We start from the raw sequence: 16643 nt of genomic DNA on the forward strand, positions 1-16643 counted from the left end.
GTGTGATAATGCCCGCTCAGTTCGGGCATTTTTTATGTGTAATTTCCTATGACCTTACCTGCTATCGCACAAGCCGTTTCACCGTACCGCCAGCTGCTGGTGGGGTTTAGCGGTGGCCTGGATTCCACCGTGTTGCTACATCGCCTTAAGCTCTGGCGCGACCGGGACCCTGGCGTCCAGCTTCGGGCTATACATATCCATCACGGACTAAGCCGTCATGCAGAGGAGTGGGTGGCGCACTGTGAAGCCTTGTGTGAGGCGTGGGCTATCCCGCTCATCGTTGAGCGCGTCACGCTTGCTGATGAAGGATTGGGTATTGAGGCGCAGGCGCGTAAAGCCCGCTATACCGCTTTTGCCGGCGTATTGCTGCCCGGCGAAGCGTTGGTCACGGCGCAGCATCTGGACGATCAGTGCGAAACCTTTTTGCTGGCACTTAAGCGGGGCAGCGGACCCGCGGGGCTTTCCGCCATGCCGGCACGTTCTGATTTTGCCGGAACGCAATTATTGCGTCCGTTGCTTGGCGAGACCCGCGCGTCGCTGGAAGCCTGGGCGCGGGAACATCAGCTGAGCTGGATCGAAGATGAGAGCAACCAGGACGACAGCTACGATCGTAACTTCCTGCGTCTGCGCGTCCTCACGCTTTTAAGCGAGCGCTGGCCGCATTTCGCCGACGCGACGGCAAGAAGCGCCATGCTGTGTGCCGAACAGGAAAGCCTGCTGGATGAGTTACTCAGCGAGGATCTGTCTGACCTCATTTCAGAAGACGGAGCGCTGGCAATTGCGCCTCTGGAGGCGATAAGCCCGGCGCGTCGGGCCGCGCTGTTACGTCGCTGGCTCGCCACTCATCATGCTGCGATGCCGTCGCGGGCAATGCTGAGCCGTATCTGGGACGAAGTCGCGCAGGCGCGGGAAGATGCTTCCCCCTGCGTACACCTGAGTGGATATGAGGTCAGACGCTATAAAGGCAAACTCTGGTGGGTAAAATACTCCCCCTCGCTGACCGATGTGGTGCTTCACTGGACCTCACCAGAGGCACCGCTGATATTGCCCCGGGACGCGGGGAGTGTCTCTCTGATGCCGACTGGTCATGTGCGTCTGCCAAAGCCCGGAGAACCCGTCAGCGTGCGCTTTAAGGCTGGCGGCTTGCTGCATATCGTCGGACGCAACGGGGGACGGAAGCTGAAAAAGATATGGCAGGAGTACAACGTGCCGCCGTGGCTGCGCGACACCACGCCGCTGCTGTTCTACGGTGAAACGTTGATTGCTGCTGCAGGGGTGTTCATCACGGAAGAGGGGTGGACAGAAGAGGGTGCCAGCTTTGAGTGGCGGAAAGCGTAACGGGCAGCCCGGCTGCCCGTTAATGTCATCAGGATTCGCTCACCACGACGGTGCCGATTTGCGGATGGCTGAAGCTGGCTATTTTGTCCAGACGCAGCTCGCGCGTCGCACCGGCATCTTCCACGACCAGGTATTCCACATTCTTGCGAGAAAGCAGATCGCTGGCCTTCGCCTTCAACACTTCGCCATCTTTTAGCTCCAGCGTCAGTATTAAATGATGCTGGCAGGCGAGTTCGAGGTTGTCATAGTCATCACAATTGATGGGTTGATAAGTATCATTCATCGACATAATCGCTCACCAGTAAATTCGCCGCAGCATACGCTGCTTTTTCCCTGACCGACTCTGAAAGGCTCTCATCAGAGGCCACTTCATTAAGCACCTTCAATACACAGCCCAACGCGTCCGGGACATACCCCAGATCTCCGCTGGCGATTTCCGCATACCGTTTGCGAATTAACTCACAATAATTATTCACATCCCCTCCCGCCAGCGCACTGACTTACTGTGAGATATCATTAAGCCTACGAAGATAAACTCGGTTTAGCAAGGTGACTATACCATACTCATTTAAGCAATATCAGCGCCTTGATAGCGGTGTATTTATTACTCCGTAACAGCCTTTTGCCTCCGTTTTCGCTACAATGTGCGGCTGATTCGAATGGAGTTCTCTCATGGCGCTGAAAGCGACAATTTATAAAGCAGTGGTCAACGTGGCCGATCTTGATCGCAACCAGTTTCTGGACGCGTCGCTTACGCTGGCACGCCACCCCTCCGAAACACAGGAGCGTATGATGCTGCGCCTGCTGGCGTGGATTAAGTATGCTGATGAACGTCTGCAGTTTACCCGTGGGTTGAGCGCGGAAGACGAGCCTGAAGCCTGGCTGCGCAACGACCATCTGGGGATCGATTTATGGATTGAACTCGGTCTGCCGGACGAGCGCAGGATTAAAAAGGCGTGTACTCAGTCTGCGGAAGTGGCGTTATTCGCCTATAACCAGCGCGCGGCGGAGATTTGGTGGCAGCAAAATAAGAATAAATGCGCGCAGTTTAAAAACCTCACCGTCTGGTATCTGGATGACGAGCAGCTGGCGCAGCTGAGCGAGTTCGCCAGCCGGACGATGACGCTGCAGGCAACGATTCAGGACGGAGCCATCTGGCTTTCTGATTCTCAGAATAATCTGGAAATTCATCTGACAGCCTGGCAGCCTGCGCCATGATCGTCTTGTCCCGAAGCGTCAGTATCCCTGATAGCGAGCTGGAGATCGCCGCCATCCGTGCTCAGGGCGCGGGCGGGCAGCACGTCAACAAGGCGTCGACGGCTATCCATTTGCGTTTTGACATTCGGGCCTCAAGCCTGCCAGAGTATTATAAAGAAAGTCTGCTTGCCGCCAGCCATCACTTGATCACCAGCGATGGCGTGATTGTGATCAAAGCCCAGGAGTACCGCAGCCAGGAATTAAACCGGGAAGCGGCGCTAGCCAGGCTGGTGGCGGTCATCAAAGAGTTAACGGCAGTACAAAAAAGCCGCCGGGCAACGCGTCCAACCCGCGCATCGAAAGAGCGTCGGCTGTCCTCGAAAGCCCAAAAATCCACAGTGAAAGCATTACGCGGTAAAGTTCGTCGCCCGATGGAGTGACGAAAGGGAACACAATTTTCATAAGGAATTCATTGTGAAAAAAGCATTATTTTCAGCGCTGGCAGTGAGTACATTGTTTGCGCTTTTCGGGTGTAACAACCGTTCAGAAACGCAGGTTTTGCAGCCAGCGCAGAATGAAGAGTTAAAGCCAATGCAGCAGAGCTGGCGCGGCGTATTGCCTTGCGCGGACTGCGAAGGCATTGAAACGTCACTGTTCCTGCAAAAAGACGGTACCTGGGTGATGAACCAGCGCTACCAGGGCGCGAAAGAACCCTCTTCATTTGCCACCTACGGGACATGGGCGCGTACGGCGGAGAAGCTGGTCCTGACGGATACCTCCGGTGACAAAACCTGGTTCCGCCCTAAAGGTGAGAACATGGAAATGCTCGACCGGGAAGGCAATCCGATTGAATCCCAGCTCAACTACACGCTGACGCCGGTGAAAGCGGCGCTGCCAGCCACGCCAATGGCGATGCGGGGGATGTATTTCTATATGGCGGATGCGGCGATCTTTACCGACTGCGCTACCGGTAAGAAAGTCAGCGTGGCAAACAATGCGCAGCTTGAACGTGATTACGCCGTGGCGCGCGGCAATGACAGCAAGCCGGTATTGCTGACGGTTGATGGCCACTTTACGCTGGAGCCAAACCCGGATAGCGGGGAGATGGTGAAAACGCTGGTGGCAGATAAAGACGCGAAGTTTGTCGCAGGTAAAGACTGTAACAGTAAATAAATTGACGTTGAGCCATTAAAAAACCCCGCCAGAGCGGGGTTTTTTGTTTAGCCTTTGATGGCTTTCACCAGGTAATCAAGAATATCGCTGGTCTTGATCATCTGTTTTTCGCCGCTGCGACGGTATTTGTATTCAATCTCATCGCTGTCGAGGTTACGGTCGCCGATGACGACGGTGTGCGGGATACCGATCAGTTCCATATCGGCAAACATCACGCCCGGACGCTCTTTACGGTCATCCATCAGCACTTCGATACCCTGAGCGCGCAGCTCGGCGTACAGCTTCTCGGCCAGCTCCTGCACGCGGTAAGACTTGTGCATGTTCATTGGCAGAATGGCCACCTGGAACGGCGCGATGTTGTCCGGCCAGACGATGCCGCGCTCGTCGTAGTTCTGCTCGATGGCCGCAGCCACCACGCGCGTTACCCCGATACCGTAGCAGCCCATGGTCAGGATCTGGTTACGGCCATCTTCACCCTGAACGGCGGCGTTCAGCGCGCGCGAGTATTTATCACCCAGCTGGAAGATGTGGCCCACTTCGATACCGCGCTTGATCATCAGCGTACCCTGGCCGTCCGGGCTTGGGTCGCCTGCAACCACGTTACGGATGTCTGCCACTTCTGGCGTCGCTACGTCGCGATCCCAGTTGATGCCGAAGTAATGTTTACCGTCGATGTTAGCACCCGCGGAGAAGTCGCTCATTGCAGCAACCGTGCGGTCAATAACGACAGGAACCGGCATATTCACCGGACCGAGAGAGCCTGGGCCAGCATTCACGACGGCGCGGATTTCCGCTTCCGTGGCGAACGTCAGCGGGCTGGCGACCTGCGGCAGCTTTTCGGCTTTCACTTCGTTCAGTTCATGATCGCCACGCACCAGCAGGGCAACCAGCGGGTAAGCGCTGCCTTCGGTGGATTTCACCAGCAGCGTTTTCACGGTTTTTTCGACTGGCAGACTGAACTGCTCAACCAGCTCGGCGATGGTTTTCGCATTTGGCGTATCAAACAGCGTCATCTCTTGCGTTGCCGCGCCGCGAGGTTCTTTTGGCGCCAGCGCTTCTGCAAATTCGATGTTCGCCGCGTAGTCTGAAGAGTCAGAGAAGATCACATCGTCTTCACCGCTCTGCGCCAGAACCTGGAACTCATGGGACGCGCTACCGCCGATGGAGCCGGTATCAGCCTGCACAGCGCGGAAATCCAGACCCATGCGGGAGAAGATTTTGCTGTAAGCCTCGTACATTTTGTCGTAGGTCTCTTGCAGCGATTCCTGTGACGTATGGAAAGAGTAGGCATCTTTCATCAGGAATTCGCGAGAGCGCATCACGCCGAAACGTGGGCGCACTTCGTCACGGAACTTGGTCTGGATCTGGAAGAAGTTCAGCGGCAGCTGTTTGTAAGAGCTCAGCTCATTACGAATCAGATCGGTAATGACTTCTTCATGCGTTGGACCGAGAACGAATGGACGCTCGCCGCGATCGACGAAGCGCAGCAGTTCTGGGCCATATTGCTCCCAACGACCGCTCTCCTGCCACAGGTCAGCGGGCTGAACCACGGGCATGGACACCTCGATAGCACCGGCGTTGTTCATCTCTTCACGCACGATGTTTTCGACTTTTTTCAGGACGCGCACGCCGGTCGGCAGCCAGGTGTATAACCCGGAGGCCAGCTTGCGGATCATCCCGGCGCGCAGCATCAGCTGATGGCTGATTACTTCGGCGTCGGCAGGTGTCTCCTTCAGAGTGGAGAGCAGATATTGGCTAGTACGCATGTTGTTACGGTTCCATTTCGACGATTGGAACAGGCTGAAACGCCAGCCTGACACAAAAAAAGTGGTTTAGTTTACCAGTGTGGCAAAGATGCCAAAAGAGAGGAGAACAAAATTACCTGGGTTCAAGGGCAAACACTTCGAAACCTGCCCCAGTGACGCGCCAGCGCACGTTAAAATCCAGCAGCCAGACGGCGTACGTCTTTCCTGCTTCCTCTTCTTTACGGTAGGCCGGACGGGGGTCCTGTGCCAGAACTTCAGTGATGAAATGCCGTAAGCGAGGATAGCGTTTCTCCAGCTGACTCAGCTGTAAGGCTATCTCAGGCGTAAACGAGACTGGCATATCCGCCTGCGGTGCGTCCTGAGCGTAGCTTGCGCGCGCATCCGGGAGGGATTCGGCGAAAGGCAAATAGGGTTTAATGTCGATAACCGGCGTGCCGTCAACCAGGTCCAGGCTGCCCAGCTCAAGGATGACCTGATCCTTCTGGCAACGTATGCCTTTCAGTTCAACCAGCGACATCCCGATCGGATTGGGGCGGAAGGTCGAACGAGTCGCAAACACGCCCATTCTCGCATTTCCGCCCAGGCGCGGGGGACGCACGGTGGGACGCCAGCCGCCTTCCATTGTCTGGTGAAAAACAAATACCACCCATAAGTGACTGAAAGACTCAAGCCCGCGTACCGCATCGGCCTGGTTATAAGGTGCCTGAAGATGAAGCTCGCCGCTGCCGCTGGTGACCAGACCGGGCTGGCGGGGCACGGCGAACTTCTCTTTATACGGAGAGCGGATAACGCCTATTTGCTCAAACTGAAATGCACTCATTTCGCCGTAATGTTCAGCGCAGAACCGATGCAAACCGCCTGACGGTAGCAGCCCGGCGTGCCGCTGGTGACTTCGCAGCTGTGCAGCAGGACCGCGTTAGCTTTCATTTTTGCGGCGTTAATCTGCATGCGTTTACGCGCAGTCGGGATATTCGGTGGAGAGTCCTGATTGGTTGCCTGACAGGATTCACCGCTCACTTCACCCAGTTCACGGAACGGTTTGCCGACCAGTTCGTCAGCCTTGGTGATAATGCGAACCGGCGCAGGGCGAACCACTTTCGGTTTTGCAGGCTCTGTTTTTGGCGGGGTTGCCGTGCTTTGAACGGGTTCAACAGGAGATCTGCTTAGCATAGAACAGCCGCTCAGCATGAGTGCTAAAAGACAGATCGGTAAAGCACGCATAATAATTCCTCAATGGATAATCAAAACGTCAGATATTGAATCAGGTGACTGCACAAATGACAAGACGGGCATAAGCCCGTCCTGATGATATTACACTGAGGTGAGATTACCAGCCTTTAACAGCGCCGCCGTTAAACACTTTGTTGGCTTCCTGGTAAACTTCGTCTGACTGATAGGCCTGGACGAACTTCTTCACGTTTTCCGCGTCTTTGTTATCTTCGCGAGTCACGATCAGGTTAACGTACGGAGAGTCTTTATCTTCAACGAAGATACCGTCTTTCGCTGGCGTCAGGCCAATCTGGCTGGCGTAAGTGGTGTTGATAACGGCCAGGGCAATCTGCGCATCGTCCAGAGAACGCGGCAGCTGCGGTGCTTCCAGTTCAACAATTTTCAGATTTTTCGGGTTGTCGGTGACATCCAGAACGGTTGGCAGCAGGCCAACGCCGTCTTTCAGTTTGATCAGGCCCACTTTCTGCAGCAGCAGCAGGGAGCGTCCGAGGTTGGTTGGATCGTTAGGCACGGCTACCTGAGAACCCGGCTGCAGTTCGTCCAGCGATTTAATTTTCTTGGAGTAGCCTGCAATCGGGTAGACGAAGGTGTTACCGACACCTACCAGCTTATAGCCGCGATCTTTGATCTGCTGATCCAGGTATGGCTTATGCTGGAAGGCGTTGGCGTCGATATCGCCTTTGCTCAGCGCTTCGTTCGGCAGAACGTAATCGTTGAAGGTTACGAGCTCAACGTCCAGACCGTATTTTTCTTTCGCCACTTTCTGAGCAACTTCAGCAACCTGCTGTTCTGCACCTACGATAACGCCCACTTTAATATGGTTTGGATCTTTTTCGTCCTGACCGCAACCCACCAGTGCCAGAGATCCAATCAGCGCGCCTACTGCTGCAAAGGTCTTTAATTTAAACGCCATGTTTTATCCTTAACTCATCGAGTTTGTGTTGTGTGTAACGTTATTTGTGAGTAACAGCCCGGACGATGCGATCGCCAGAGAACTGGATTAAGTAAACCAGAACAACCAGCAATACCAGAACGGTATTCATCACGGTAGCGTTATATCCAATATAGCCGTACTGATAACCAATCTGTCCTAAACCGCCAGCGCCAACTGCACCGCCCATCGCGGAATACCCTACCAGAGTAATAAGCGTAATCGTTGCCGCGTTCACCAGGCCCGGCAGTGCTTCAGGCAGCAGAACCTTGCGGACGATCTGCATAGGTGTTGCCCCCATTGCACGAGAAGCTTCAATCAAACCGGTTGGGATCTCCAGCAGGGCGTTCTCCACCATACGGGCGATAAACGGCGCAGCGCCTACGGTCAGCGGAACGATAGCCGCCTGCAGACCAATCGATGTGCCGACGATCACGCGGGTAAACGGAATCATCCACACCAGCAGAATAATAAACGGGATGGAACGGAAGATATTCACCAGCGCGGAGAGCGTACGGTAGAGCTTCGCGTTCTCAATGATTTGACCCGGACGCGTCACGTACAGCAGTACGCCTACCGGCAGGCCAATCACAAAACCAAAGAAACCCGATACAAAGGTCATTGCCAGCGTTTCCCAAACGCCGCGAACCAGTAGCCACATCATCGGCTCAGACATAACCCAGTACCTCTACTTTTACATGATGTTCTTGCAGCCAGGCAATTGCGGCCTGGGTTTCTTCTTGAGTGCCGTGCATTTCCGTCAGCATGATGCCGAATTTCACGCCACCGGCGTAATCCATCTGCGCGCTAATAATGTTGTTGTTCACGTTAAAGCGACGCGCGGTTTCGGAAAGCAGAGGGGCATCAACGGACTGACCGGTGAATTCCATACGCAACATCGGGACGCTGTCCGCCGTTGCCTCGGTTTTCAAACGCTCCAGATAATCTTCTGGAATATCCAGATGCAGCGTGGACTGAATAAACTGCTGCGCCAGCGGCGTTTTCGGATGGGAAAACACTTCGCTTACCGTGTCCTGCTCGATCAGTTCACCGTTGCTAATGACCGCCACGCAGTCGCAGATGCGTTTCACCACGTCCATCTCGTGCGTAATAAGGAGGATCGTCAGGCCCAGGCGACGGTTAATGTCCTTCAGCAGTTCCAGAATAGAACGTGTGGTGGCTGGATCCAGTGCGCTGGTAGCTTCGTCGCACAGCAGTACTTTTGGGTTGCTGGCCAGCGCGCGGGCAATAGCAACACGCTGCTTCTGCCCACCGGACAGATTTGCCGGGTAGCTATCATGCTTATCACCCAGACCCACGAGGTCGAGCAGTTCGGTAACGCGACGCTTCACTTCTTCTTTCGGCGTGTTATCCAGCTCCAGCGGTAAGGCGACGTTGCCGAACACCGTGCGGGAAGACAGCAGGTTAAAGTGCTGGAAGATCATGCCAATTTGACGGCGCGCTTTGGTGAGTTCTTTTTCTGAAAGGGCGGTAAGTTCCTGGCCGCCAACTTCTACGCTGCCCTGAGTTGGGCGCTCAAGCAGGTTAACACAACGGATCAGCGTGCTTTTACCCGCACCCGATGCGCCAATGACGCCATAAATTTGACCAGCAGGAACATGCAGGCTGACGTTGTTCAGCGCCTGAATGGTTCGGTTCCCCTGCTGGAACACTTTGGTGATATTGGAAAGTTTAATCATTAGATTATTTTTATCGTATGTAAGTTAGCCGTGGCATTTTCTTCTGCCAGATACGGGTGATGACCGTAAACAAAACGGATGTTAAGGCATCCAGACGTCTAAATCAATCCAACTCTGTACGATGAGCACTTTATTGCGCTGCGATTCATGAGATACTAGCTCAACAGGCCTTTTTCAGGAGCAAACCGGTGGCAAAATCAGTACCCGCAATTTTTCTCGACCGTGATGGCACTATTAATGTGGATCACGGTTATGTGCATGAGATCGATGAATTCGAATTTATCGACGGCGTTATAGAGGCAATGCGCCAGCTAAAAGAGATGGGCTATGCGCTGGTGGTCGTAACGAACCAGTCCGGCATCGCGCGTGGTAAGTTCACCGAAGCGCAGTTTGAGACGCTGACGGAGTGGATGGACTGGTCGCTGGCCGATCGCGGGGTCGATCTTGATGGCATTTACTACTGCCCGCACCACCCGCAGGGAACGGTAGAAGAGTATCGTCAGACCTGCGACTGTCGTAAACCGCATCCGGGCATGTTTAACTCAGCGCAGGAGTTCTTGCACATTGATATGGCTGCTTCTTATATGGTGGGCGATAAGCTGGAAGATATGCAGGCGGCCTCAGCGGCGGGAGTGGGTACCAAAATATTAGTGCGTACCGGTAAGCCCGTAACACCAGAAGCAGAAAGTGCAGCGGATTGGGTGATTAATAGTCTGGCAGAGCTGCCAAAAGAGATAAAAAAGCATCAGAAATAGCCTTTTTGGCGAAAAGGTGAGCGGTCGAAATAAAAATGCATATTTCCGCTTGTCATTCCTCGGCAGCTCCCTATAATGCGCCTCCATCGACACGGCGGATGTGAATCACTTCACAGTTAACCCGGTCGGTTGAAGAGAAAAAATCCTGAAATAACGGGTTGACTCTGAAAGAGGAAAGCGTAATATACGCCACCTCGCAACGGTGAGCTGAAAGCCGCGTTGCAACTGCTCTTTAACAATTTATCAGACAATCTGTGTGGGCACTCAAAGTGACATGGATTCTTAACGTCCTCGGACGAAAAATGAATACCAAGTCTCTGAGTGAACATACGTAATTCATTACGAAGTTTAATTCACGAGCATCAAACTTAAATTGAAGAGTTTGATCATGGCTCAGATTGAACGCTGGCGGCAGGCCTAACACATGCAAGTCGAACGGTAGCACAGAGAGCTTGCTCTCGGGTGACGAGTGGCGGACGGGTGAGTAATGTCTGGGAAACTGCCTGATGGAGGGGGATAACTACTGGAAACGGTAGCTAATACCGCATAACGTCGCAAGACCAAAGAGGGGGACCTTCGGGCCTCTTGCCATCAGATGTGCCCAGATGGGATTAGCTAGTAGGTGGGGTAACGGCTCACCTAGGCGACGATCCCTAGCTGGTCTGAGAGGATGACCAGCCACACTGGAACTGAGACACGGTCCAGACTCCTACGGGAGGCAGCAGTGGGGAATATTGCACAATGGGCGCAAGCCTGATGCAGCCATGCCGCGTGTATGAAGAAGGCCTTCGGGTTGTAAAGTACTTTCAGCGGGGAGGAAGGTGTTGAGGTTAATAACCTCAGCAATTGACGTTACCCGCAGAAGAAGCACCGGCTAACTCCGTGCCAGCAGCCGCGGTAATACGGAGGGTGCAAGCGTTAATCGGAATTACTGGGCGTAAAGCGCACGCAGGCGGTCTGTCAAGTCGGATGTGAAATCCCCGGGCTCAACCTGGGAACTGCATTCGAAACTGGCAGGCTAGAGTCTTGTAGAGGGGGGTAGAATTCCAGGTGTAGCGGTGAAATGCGTAGAGATCTGGAGGAATACCGGTGGCGAAGGCGGCCCCCTGGACAAAGACTGACGCTCAGGTGCGAAAGCGTGGGGAGCAAACAGGATTAGATACCCTGGTAGTCCACGCCGTAAACGATGTCGACTTGGAGGTTGTGCCCTTGAGGCGTGGCTTCCGGAGCTAACGCGTTAAGTCGACCGCCTGGGGAGTACGGCCGCAAGGTTAAAACTCAAATGAATTGACGGGGGCCCGCACAAGCGGTGGAGCATGTGGTTTAATTCGATGCAACGCGAAGAACCTTACCTACTCTTGACATCCAGAGAACTTAGCAGAGATGCTTTGGTGCCTTCGGGAACTCTGAGACAGGTGCTGCATGGCTGTCGTCAGCTCGTGTTGTGAAATGTTGGGTTAAGTCCCGCAACGAGCGCAACCCTTATCCTTTGTTGCCAGCGGTTAGGCCGGGAACTCAAAGGAGACTGCCAGTGATAAACTGGAGGAAGGTGGGGATGACGTCAAGTCATCATGGCCCTTACGAGTAGGGCTACACACGTGCTACAATGGCGCATACAAAGAGAAGCGACCTCGCGAGAGCAAGCGGACCTCATAAAGTGCGTCGTAGTCCGGATTGGAGTCTGCAACTCGACTCCATGAAGTCGGAATCGCTAGTAATCGTGGATCAGAATGCCACGGTGAATACGTTCCCGGGCCTTGTACACACCGCCCGTCACACCATGGGAGTGGGTTGCAAAAGAAGTAGGTAGCTTAACCTTCGGGAGGGCGCTTACCACTTTGTGATTCATGACTGGGGTGAAGTCGTAACAAGGTAACCGTAGGGGAACCTGCGGTTGGATCACCTCCTTACCTTAAAGAACCTGCCTTTGTAGTGCTCACACAGATTGTCTGATGAAAAACAGCAGTAAAAATCTCTGCAGGCTTGTAGCTCAGGTGGTTAGAGCGCACCCCTGATAAGGGTGAGGTCGGTGGTTCAAGTCCACTCAGGCCTACCAAACTCCTTTTAAAGGATGAGCGGTACAGAGATTGCAAAACGATGGGGCTATAGCTCAGCTGGGAGAGCGCCTGCTTTGCACGCAGGAGGTCTGCGGTTCGATCCCGCATAGCTCCACCATCTTTTACTGCGAACACAAGAAAACTTCAGAGTGAACCTGAAAAGGTGCACTGCGAAGTTTTGCTCTTTAAAAATCTGGATCAAGCTGAAAATTGAAACGACACATCTTTAAGATGTGTTCGAGTCTCTCAAATTTTCGCAATCAGAAGTGAAACATCTTCGGGTTGTGAGGTTAAGCGACTAAGCGTACACGGTGGATGCCCTGGCAGTCAGAGGCGATGAAGGACGTGCTAATCTGCGAAAAGCGACGGCGAGGTGATATGAACCTTTGACCCGTCGATGTCCGAATGGGGAAACCCAGTGTGATTCGTCACACTATCGTTAACTGAATACATAGGTTAACGAGGCGAACCGGGGGAACTGAAACATCTAAGTACCCCGAGGAAAAGAAATCAACCGAGATTCCCCCAGTAGCGGCGAGCGAACGGGGAGCAGCCCGGAGTCTGAATCAGCTTGTGTGTTAGTGGAAGCGTCTGGAAAGTCGCACGGTACAGGGTGACAGTCCCGTACACGAAAATGCACAGGTTGTGAACTCGAAGAGTAGGGCGGGACACGTGGTATCCTGTCTGAATATGGGGGGACCATCCTCCAAGGCTAAATACTCCTGACTGACCGATAGTGAACCAGTACCGTGAGGGAAAGGCGAAAAGAACCCCGGCGAGGGGAGTGAAAAAGAACCTGAAACCGTGTACGTACAAGCAGTGGGAGCACCTTCGGGTGTGACTGCGTACCTTTTGTATAATGGGTCAGCGACTTATATTCTGTAGCAAGGTTAACCGTATAGGGGAGCCGCAGGGAAACCGAGTCTTAACTGGGCGTTAAGTTGCAGGGTATAGACCCGAAACCCGGTGATCTAGCCATGGGCAGGTTGAAGGTTGGGTAACACTAACTGGAGGACCGAACCGACTAATGTTGAAAAATTAGCGGATGACCTGTGGCTGGGGGTGAAAGGCCAATCAAACCGGGAGATAGCTGGTTCTCCCCGAAAGCTATTTAGGTAGCGCCTCGTGAACTCATCTTCGGGGGTAGAGCACTGTTTCGGCTAGGGGGCCATCCCGGCTTACCAACCCGATGCAAACTACGAATACCGAAGAATGTTATCACGGGAGACACACGGCGGGTGCTAACGTCCGTCGTGAAGAGGGAAACAACCCAGACCGCCAGCTAAGGTCCCAAAGTCATGGTTAAGTGGGAAACGATGTGGGAAGGCACAGACAGCCAGGATGTTGGCTTAGAAGCAGCCATCATTTAAAGAAAGCGTAATAGCTCACTGGTCGAGTCGGCCTGCGCGGAAGATGTAACGGGGCTAAACCATGCACCGAAGCTGCGGCAGCGACACTATGTGTTGTTGGGTAGGGGAGCGTTCTGTAAGCCGTTGAAGGTGTGCTGTGAGGCATGCTGGAGGTATCAGAAGTGCGAATGCTGACATAAGTAACGATAAAGCGGGTGAAAAGCCCGCTCGCCGGAAGACCAAGGGTTCCTGTCCAACGTTAATCGGGGCAGGGTGAGTCGACCCCTAAGGCGAGGCCGAAAGGCGTAGTCGATGGGAAACAGGTTAATATTCCTGTACTTGGTGTTACTGCGAAGGGGGGACGGAGAAGGCTATGTCAGCCGGGCGACGGTTGTCCCGGTTTAAGCGTGTAGGTGTGTGTTCCAGGCAAATCCGGTTCACTTTAACACTGAGGCGTGATGACGAGGCACTACGGTGCTGAAGTGATAAATGCCCTGCTTCCAGGAAAAGCCTCTAAGCATCAGGTAACACGAAATCGTACCCCAAACCGACACAGGTGGTCAGGTAGAGAATACCAAGGCGCTTGAGAGAACTCGGGTGAAGGAACTAGGCAAAATGGTGCCGTAACTTCGGGAGAAGGCACGCTGATATGTAGGTGAAGTCCCTGCGGACGGAGCTGAAATCAGTCGAAGATACCAGCTGGCTGCAACTGTTTATTAAAAACACAGCACTGTGCAAACACGAAAGTGGACGTATACGGTGTGACGCCTGCCCGGTGCCGGAAGGTTAATTGATGGGGTTAGCGGCAACGCGAAGCTCTTGATCGAAGCCCCGGTAAACGGCGGCCGTAACTATAACGGTCCTAAGGTAGCGAAATTCCTTGTCGGGTAAGTTCCGACCTGCACGAATGGCGTAATGATGGCCAGGCTGTCTCCACCCGAGACTCAGTGAAATTGAACTCGCTGTGAAGATGCAGTGTACCCGCGGCAAGACGGAAAGACCCCGTGAACCTTTACTATAGCTTGACACTGAACACTGGTCCTTGATGTGTAGGATAGGTGGGAGGCTTTGAAGCGTGGACGCCAGTCTGCGTGGAGCCGTCCTTGAAATACCACCCTTTAATGGCTGGTGTTCTAACGTGGACCCGTGATCCGGGTTGCGGACAGTGTCTGGTGGGTAGTTTGACTGGGGCGGTCTCCTCCCAAAGAGTAACGGAGGAGCACGAAGGTTAGCTAATCCTGGTCGGACATCAGGAGGTTAGTGCAATGGCATAAGCTAGCTTGACTGCGAGAGTGACGGCTCGAGCAGGTGCGAAAGCAGGTCATAGTGATCCGGTGGTTCTGAATGGAAGGGCCATCGCTCAACGGATAAAAGGTACTCCGGGGATAACAGGCTGATACCGCCCAAGAGTTCATATCGACGGCGGTGTTTGGCACCTCGATGTCGGCTCATCACATCCTGGGGCTGAAGTAGGTCCCAAGGGTATGGCTGTTCGCCATTTAAAGTGGTACGCGAGCTGGGTTTAGAACGTCGTGAGACAGTTCGGTCCCTATCTGCCGTGGGCGCTGGAGAATTGAGGGGGGCTGCTCCTAGTACGAGAGGACCGGAGTGGACGCATCACTGGTGTTCGGGTTGTCATGCCAATGGCACTGCCCGGTAGCTAAATGCGGAAGAGATAAGTGCTGAAAGCATCTAAGCACGAAACTTGCCCCGAGATGAGTTCTCCCTGACTCCTTGAGAGTCCTGAAGGAACGTTGAAGACGACGACGTTGATAGGCCGGGTGTGTAAGCGCAGCGATGCGTTGAGCTAACCGGTACTAATGAACCGTGAGGCTTAACCTTACAACGCCGAAGATGTTTTGGCGGTGAGAGACAGATTTTCAGCCTGATACAGATTAACAGAATTTGCCTGGCGGCTTTAGCGCGGTGGTCCCACCTGACCCCATGCCGAACTCAGAAGTGAAACGCCGTAGCGCCGATGGTAGTGTGGGGTCTCCCCATGTGAGAGTAGGGAACTGCCAGGCATCAAATTAAGTAGTAAGCCGGTGCATAAATCCGGTGGTTACAAGCAGTCTTCGGTGGAGCGGTAGTTCAGTCGGTTAGAATACCTGCCTGTCACGCAGGGGGTCGCGGGTTCGAGTCCCGTCCGTTCCGCCACTTATTAAAAGCCCTGAGTTAACGCTCAGGGCTTTTTTCATATCTGACGATTAATTATTGCGAAATTAGCAAAAATCCTCTGCGTTTTACGATCTTTTTCTCTATAACAGCGCAAGCGATAATCCTCCTCAGTTTACGAACATAACGATTGAGGAATATTATGACTCTCCCTGCATTTGGTCTGGGCACTTTCCGCCTGAAAGACGACGTTGTTATCGCATCAGTTAAAACCGCTCTTGAACTTGGCTATCGTGCAATTGATACGGCACAGATCTATGAAAACGAAGCTGCCGTTGGACAGGCTCTTGAAGAGAGCGGTGTACCGCGTAATGAACTGTTCATCACCACCAAAATCTGGATCGAAAACCTCAGCAAAGACAAGCTGATCCCAAGCCTGAAAGAGAGCCTGAAGAAACTGCGTACCGACTATGTCGATCTGACGCTGATCCACTGGCCGTCACCGAACGATGCCGTTTCTGTGGAAGAGTTCATGCAGGCGCTGTTGGAAGCGAAAAAGCAGGGCCTGACCCGCGAAATTGGTATTTCCAACTTCACCATCGCGCTGATGGAAAAGGCGATTGCCGCTGTTGGCGCTGAGAATATTGCGACCAACCAGATTGAGCTGTCTCCATACCTGCAAAACCGCAAAGTCGTAGATTGGGCAAAACAGCACGGTATCCATATTACCTCTTACATGACGCTGGCCTACGGTAAGGCTCTGAAAGACGAGGTAATTATCCGTATCGCTGAGAAGCATAACGCCACTGCTGCGCAGGTTATTCTGGCATGGGCAATGGGTGAAGGCTATGCCGTGATCCCATCATCAACCAAGCGTGAAAACCTGGCCAGCAACCTGCTAGCGCTGGATCTTCATCTGGATGATGATGATAAAAAAGCGATCGCAGCACTGGAGTGCAACGACCGCCTGGTGAGCCCGGAAGGTTTAGCCCCTGACTGGGATTAATAAGACCCTCCCTCTGTAACCCGAAC

At 53.6% G+C, this 16643-nt stretch carries 14 protein-coding genes, 3 tRNA genes and 3 rRNA genes; 12 read left to right on the forward strand and 8 right to left on the reverse strand.

The features are described from left to right. The first annotated feature begins 48 nt into the window (after positions 1–48). Positions 49–1338 carry a tRNA lysidine(34) synthetase TilS gene (gene tilS, locus ACMGGH_RS09680; protein WP_232948584.1) on the forward strand — a complete coding sequence of 430 codons (1290 nt, stop codon included), beginning with the start codon at positions 49–51 and terminating at the stop codon, positions 1336–1338. A 28-nt stretch (positions 1339–1366) separates the two neighbouring features. On the opposite strand, the gene rof is transcribed toward tilS, so the two are convergent. Together rof and ACMGGH_RS09690 are read right to left on the reverse strand one after the other, a co-directional pair. Beyond that, positions 1367–1627 (reverse strand): Rho-binding antiterminator, encoded by a 261-nt coding sequence (gene rof / locus ACMGGH_RS09685; RefSeq protein WP_028015593.1) that lies wholly within the window; start codon positions 1625–1627, stop codon positions 1367–1369. Continuing rightward, a complete protein-coding gene (locus tag ACMGGH_RS09690) occupies positions 1614–1814 on the reverse strand; it encodes a YaeP family protein (protein ID WP_008501889.1) in 201 nt (66 codons plus the stop codon). The genes rof and ACMGGH_RS09690 overlap by 14 nt, the downstream gene beginning before the upstream one ends. Positions 1815–2010: 196 nt before the next feature. Between ACMGGH_RS09690 and ACMGGH_RS09695 the strand changes: the two genes are divergently transcribed. The 3 genes from ACMGGH_RS09695 to nlpE are packed head-to-tail and all read left to right on the forward strand — an operon-like array spanning position 2011 to position 3708. After that, a complete protein-coding gene (locus tag ACMGGH_RS09695) occupies positions 2011–2556 on the forward strand; it encodes a YaeQ family protein (RefSeq protein WP_232948583.1) in 546 nt (181 codons plus the stop codon). Next, positions 2553–2975: an alternative ribosome rescue aminoacyl-tRNA hydrolase ArfB gene (arfB, locus tag ACMGGH_RS09700; protein ID WP_028015595.1), complete on the forward strand. Its 423-nt coding sequence runs from the start codon at positions 2553–2555 to the stop codon at positions 2973–2975. The genes ACMGGH_RS09695 and arfB overlap by 4 nt, the downstream gene beginning before the upstream one ends. A 34-nt stretch (positions 2976–3009) precedes the next feature. Beyond that, a complete protein-coding gene (nlpE, locus tag ACMGGH_RS09705; protein WP_048960338.1) occupies positions 3010–3708 on the forward strand; it encodes an envelope stress response activation lipoprotein NlpE in 699 nt (232 codons plus the stop codon). Between the two features lie 47 nt (positions 3709–3755). On the opposite strand, the gene proS is transcribed toward nlpE, so the two are convergent. The 6 genes from proS to metN all read right to left on the reverse strand — a co-directional run bounded on the left by proS (position 3756) and on the right by metN (position 9335). Continuing rightward, entirely contained in the window at positions 3756–5474 is a 1719-nt protein-coding gene (gene proS / locus ACMGGH_RS09710) for a proline--tRNA ligase (RefSeq protein WP_420299115.1), read from the reverse strand. Between the two features lie 112 nt (positions 5475–5586). Further along, the gene (tsaA, locus tag ACMGGH_RS09715) at positions 5587–6294 is read right to left on the reverse strand and encodes a tRNA (N6-threonylcarbamoyladenosine(37)-N6)-methyltransferase TrmO (protein WP_232948582.1); all 708 of its coding nucleotides are present in this window, start codon (positions 6292–6294) and stop codon (positions 5587–5589) included. Then, positions 6291–6695, reverse strand: a complete 405-nt coding sequence (rcsF, locus tag ACMGGH_RS09720; RefSeq protein ID WP_008501883.1) for an Rcs stress response system protein RcsF — start codon at positions 6693–6695, stop codon at positions 6291–6293. Before rcsF ends, tsaA begins: the two co-directional genes overlap by 4 nt. Before the next feature lie 106 nt (positions 6696–6801). After that, positions 6802–7617 carry a methionine ABC transporter substrate-binding lipoprotein MetQ gene (metQ, locus tag ACMGGH_RS09725; RefSeq protein WP_193051726.1) on the reverse strand — a complete coding sequence of 272 codons (816 nt, stop codon included), beginning with the start codon at positions 7615–7617 and terminating at the stop codon, positions 6802–6804. 40 nt (positions 7618–7657) lie between these two features. Then, positions 7658–8311 carry a methionine ABC transporter permease MetI gene (locus ACMGGH_RS09730; protein ID WP_003856130.1) on the reverse strand — a complete coding sequence of 218 codons (654 nt, stop codon included), beginning with the start codon at positions 8309–8311 and terminating at the stop codon, positions 7658–7660. Further along, positions 8304–9335, reverse strand: a complete 1032-nt coding sequence (metN, locus tag ACMGGH_RS09735; RefSeq protein ID WP_193030290.1) for a methionine ABC transporter ATP-binding protein MetN — start codon at positions 9333–9335, stop codon at positions 8304–8306. The genes ACMGGH_RS09730 and metN overlap by 8 nt, the downstream gene beginning before the upstream one ends. A gap of 188 nt (positions 9336–9523) precedes the next feature. On the opposite strand from metN, the gene gmhB reads away from it, so the two are divergent. The 8 genes from gmhB (at position 9524) to dkgB (ending at position 16617) form a co-directional block, all read left to right on the forward strand. Beyond that, entirely contained in the window at positions 9524–10090 is a 567-nt protein-coding gene (gene gmhB, locus ACMGGH_RS09740) for a D-glycero-beta-D-manno-heptose 1,7-bisphosphate 7-phosphatase (RefSeq protein WP_193066670.1), read from the forward strand. Positions 10091–10460: 370 nt separating this feature from the next. After that, a 16S ribosomal RNA gene (locus ACMGGH_RS09745) occupies positions 10461–12000 on the forward strand. A gap of 69 nt (positions 12001–12069) precedes the next feature. Then, positions 12070–12146: transfer RNA gene (locus tag ACMGGH_RS09750), tRNA-Ile, on the forward strand. A 43-nt stretch (positions 12147–12189) separates the two neighbouring features. Next, a tRNA-Ala gene (locus ACMGGH_RS09755) sits at positions 12190–12265 on the forward strand. 170 nt (positions 12266–12435) lie between these two features. Then, positions 12436–15338, forward strand: a 23S ribosomal RNA gene (locus ACMGGH_RS09760). Positions 15339–15404: 66 nt separating this feature from the next. Then, positions 15405–15520 (forward strand): 5S ribosomal RNA (gene rrf, locus ACMGGH_RS09765). The 16S, 23S and 5S rRNA genes sit together here with 3 tRNA genes alongside, the layout of an rRNA operon. Positions 15521–15576: 56 nt before the next feature. Continuing rightward, a tRNA-Asp gene (locus ACMGGH_RS09770) sits at positions 15577–15653 on the forward strand. A 160-nt stretch (positions 15654–15813) separates the two neighbouring features. Beyond that, the gene (gene dkgB, locus ACMGGH_RS09775; protein WP_232948710.1) at positions 15814–16617 is read left to right on the forward strand and encodes a 2,5-didehydrogluconate reductase DkgB; all 804 of its coding nucleotides are present in this window, start codon (positions 15814–15816) and stop codon (positions 16615–16617) included. The last annotated feature ends 26 nt before the right edge of the window (positions 16618–16643 follow it).

The organism is Enterobacter sp. BNK-16, from assembly GCF_048684955.1.
GTDB classification, from domain to species: Bacteria; Pseudomonadota; Gammaproteobacteria; order Enterobacterales; family Enterobacteriaceae; genus Enterobacter; species Enterobacter bugandensis.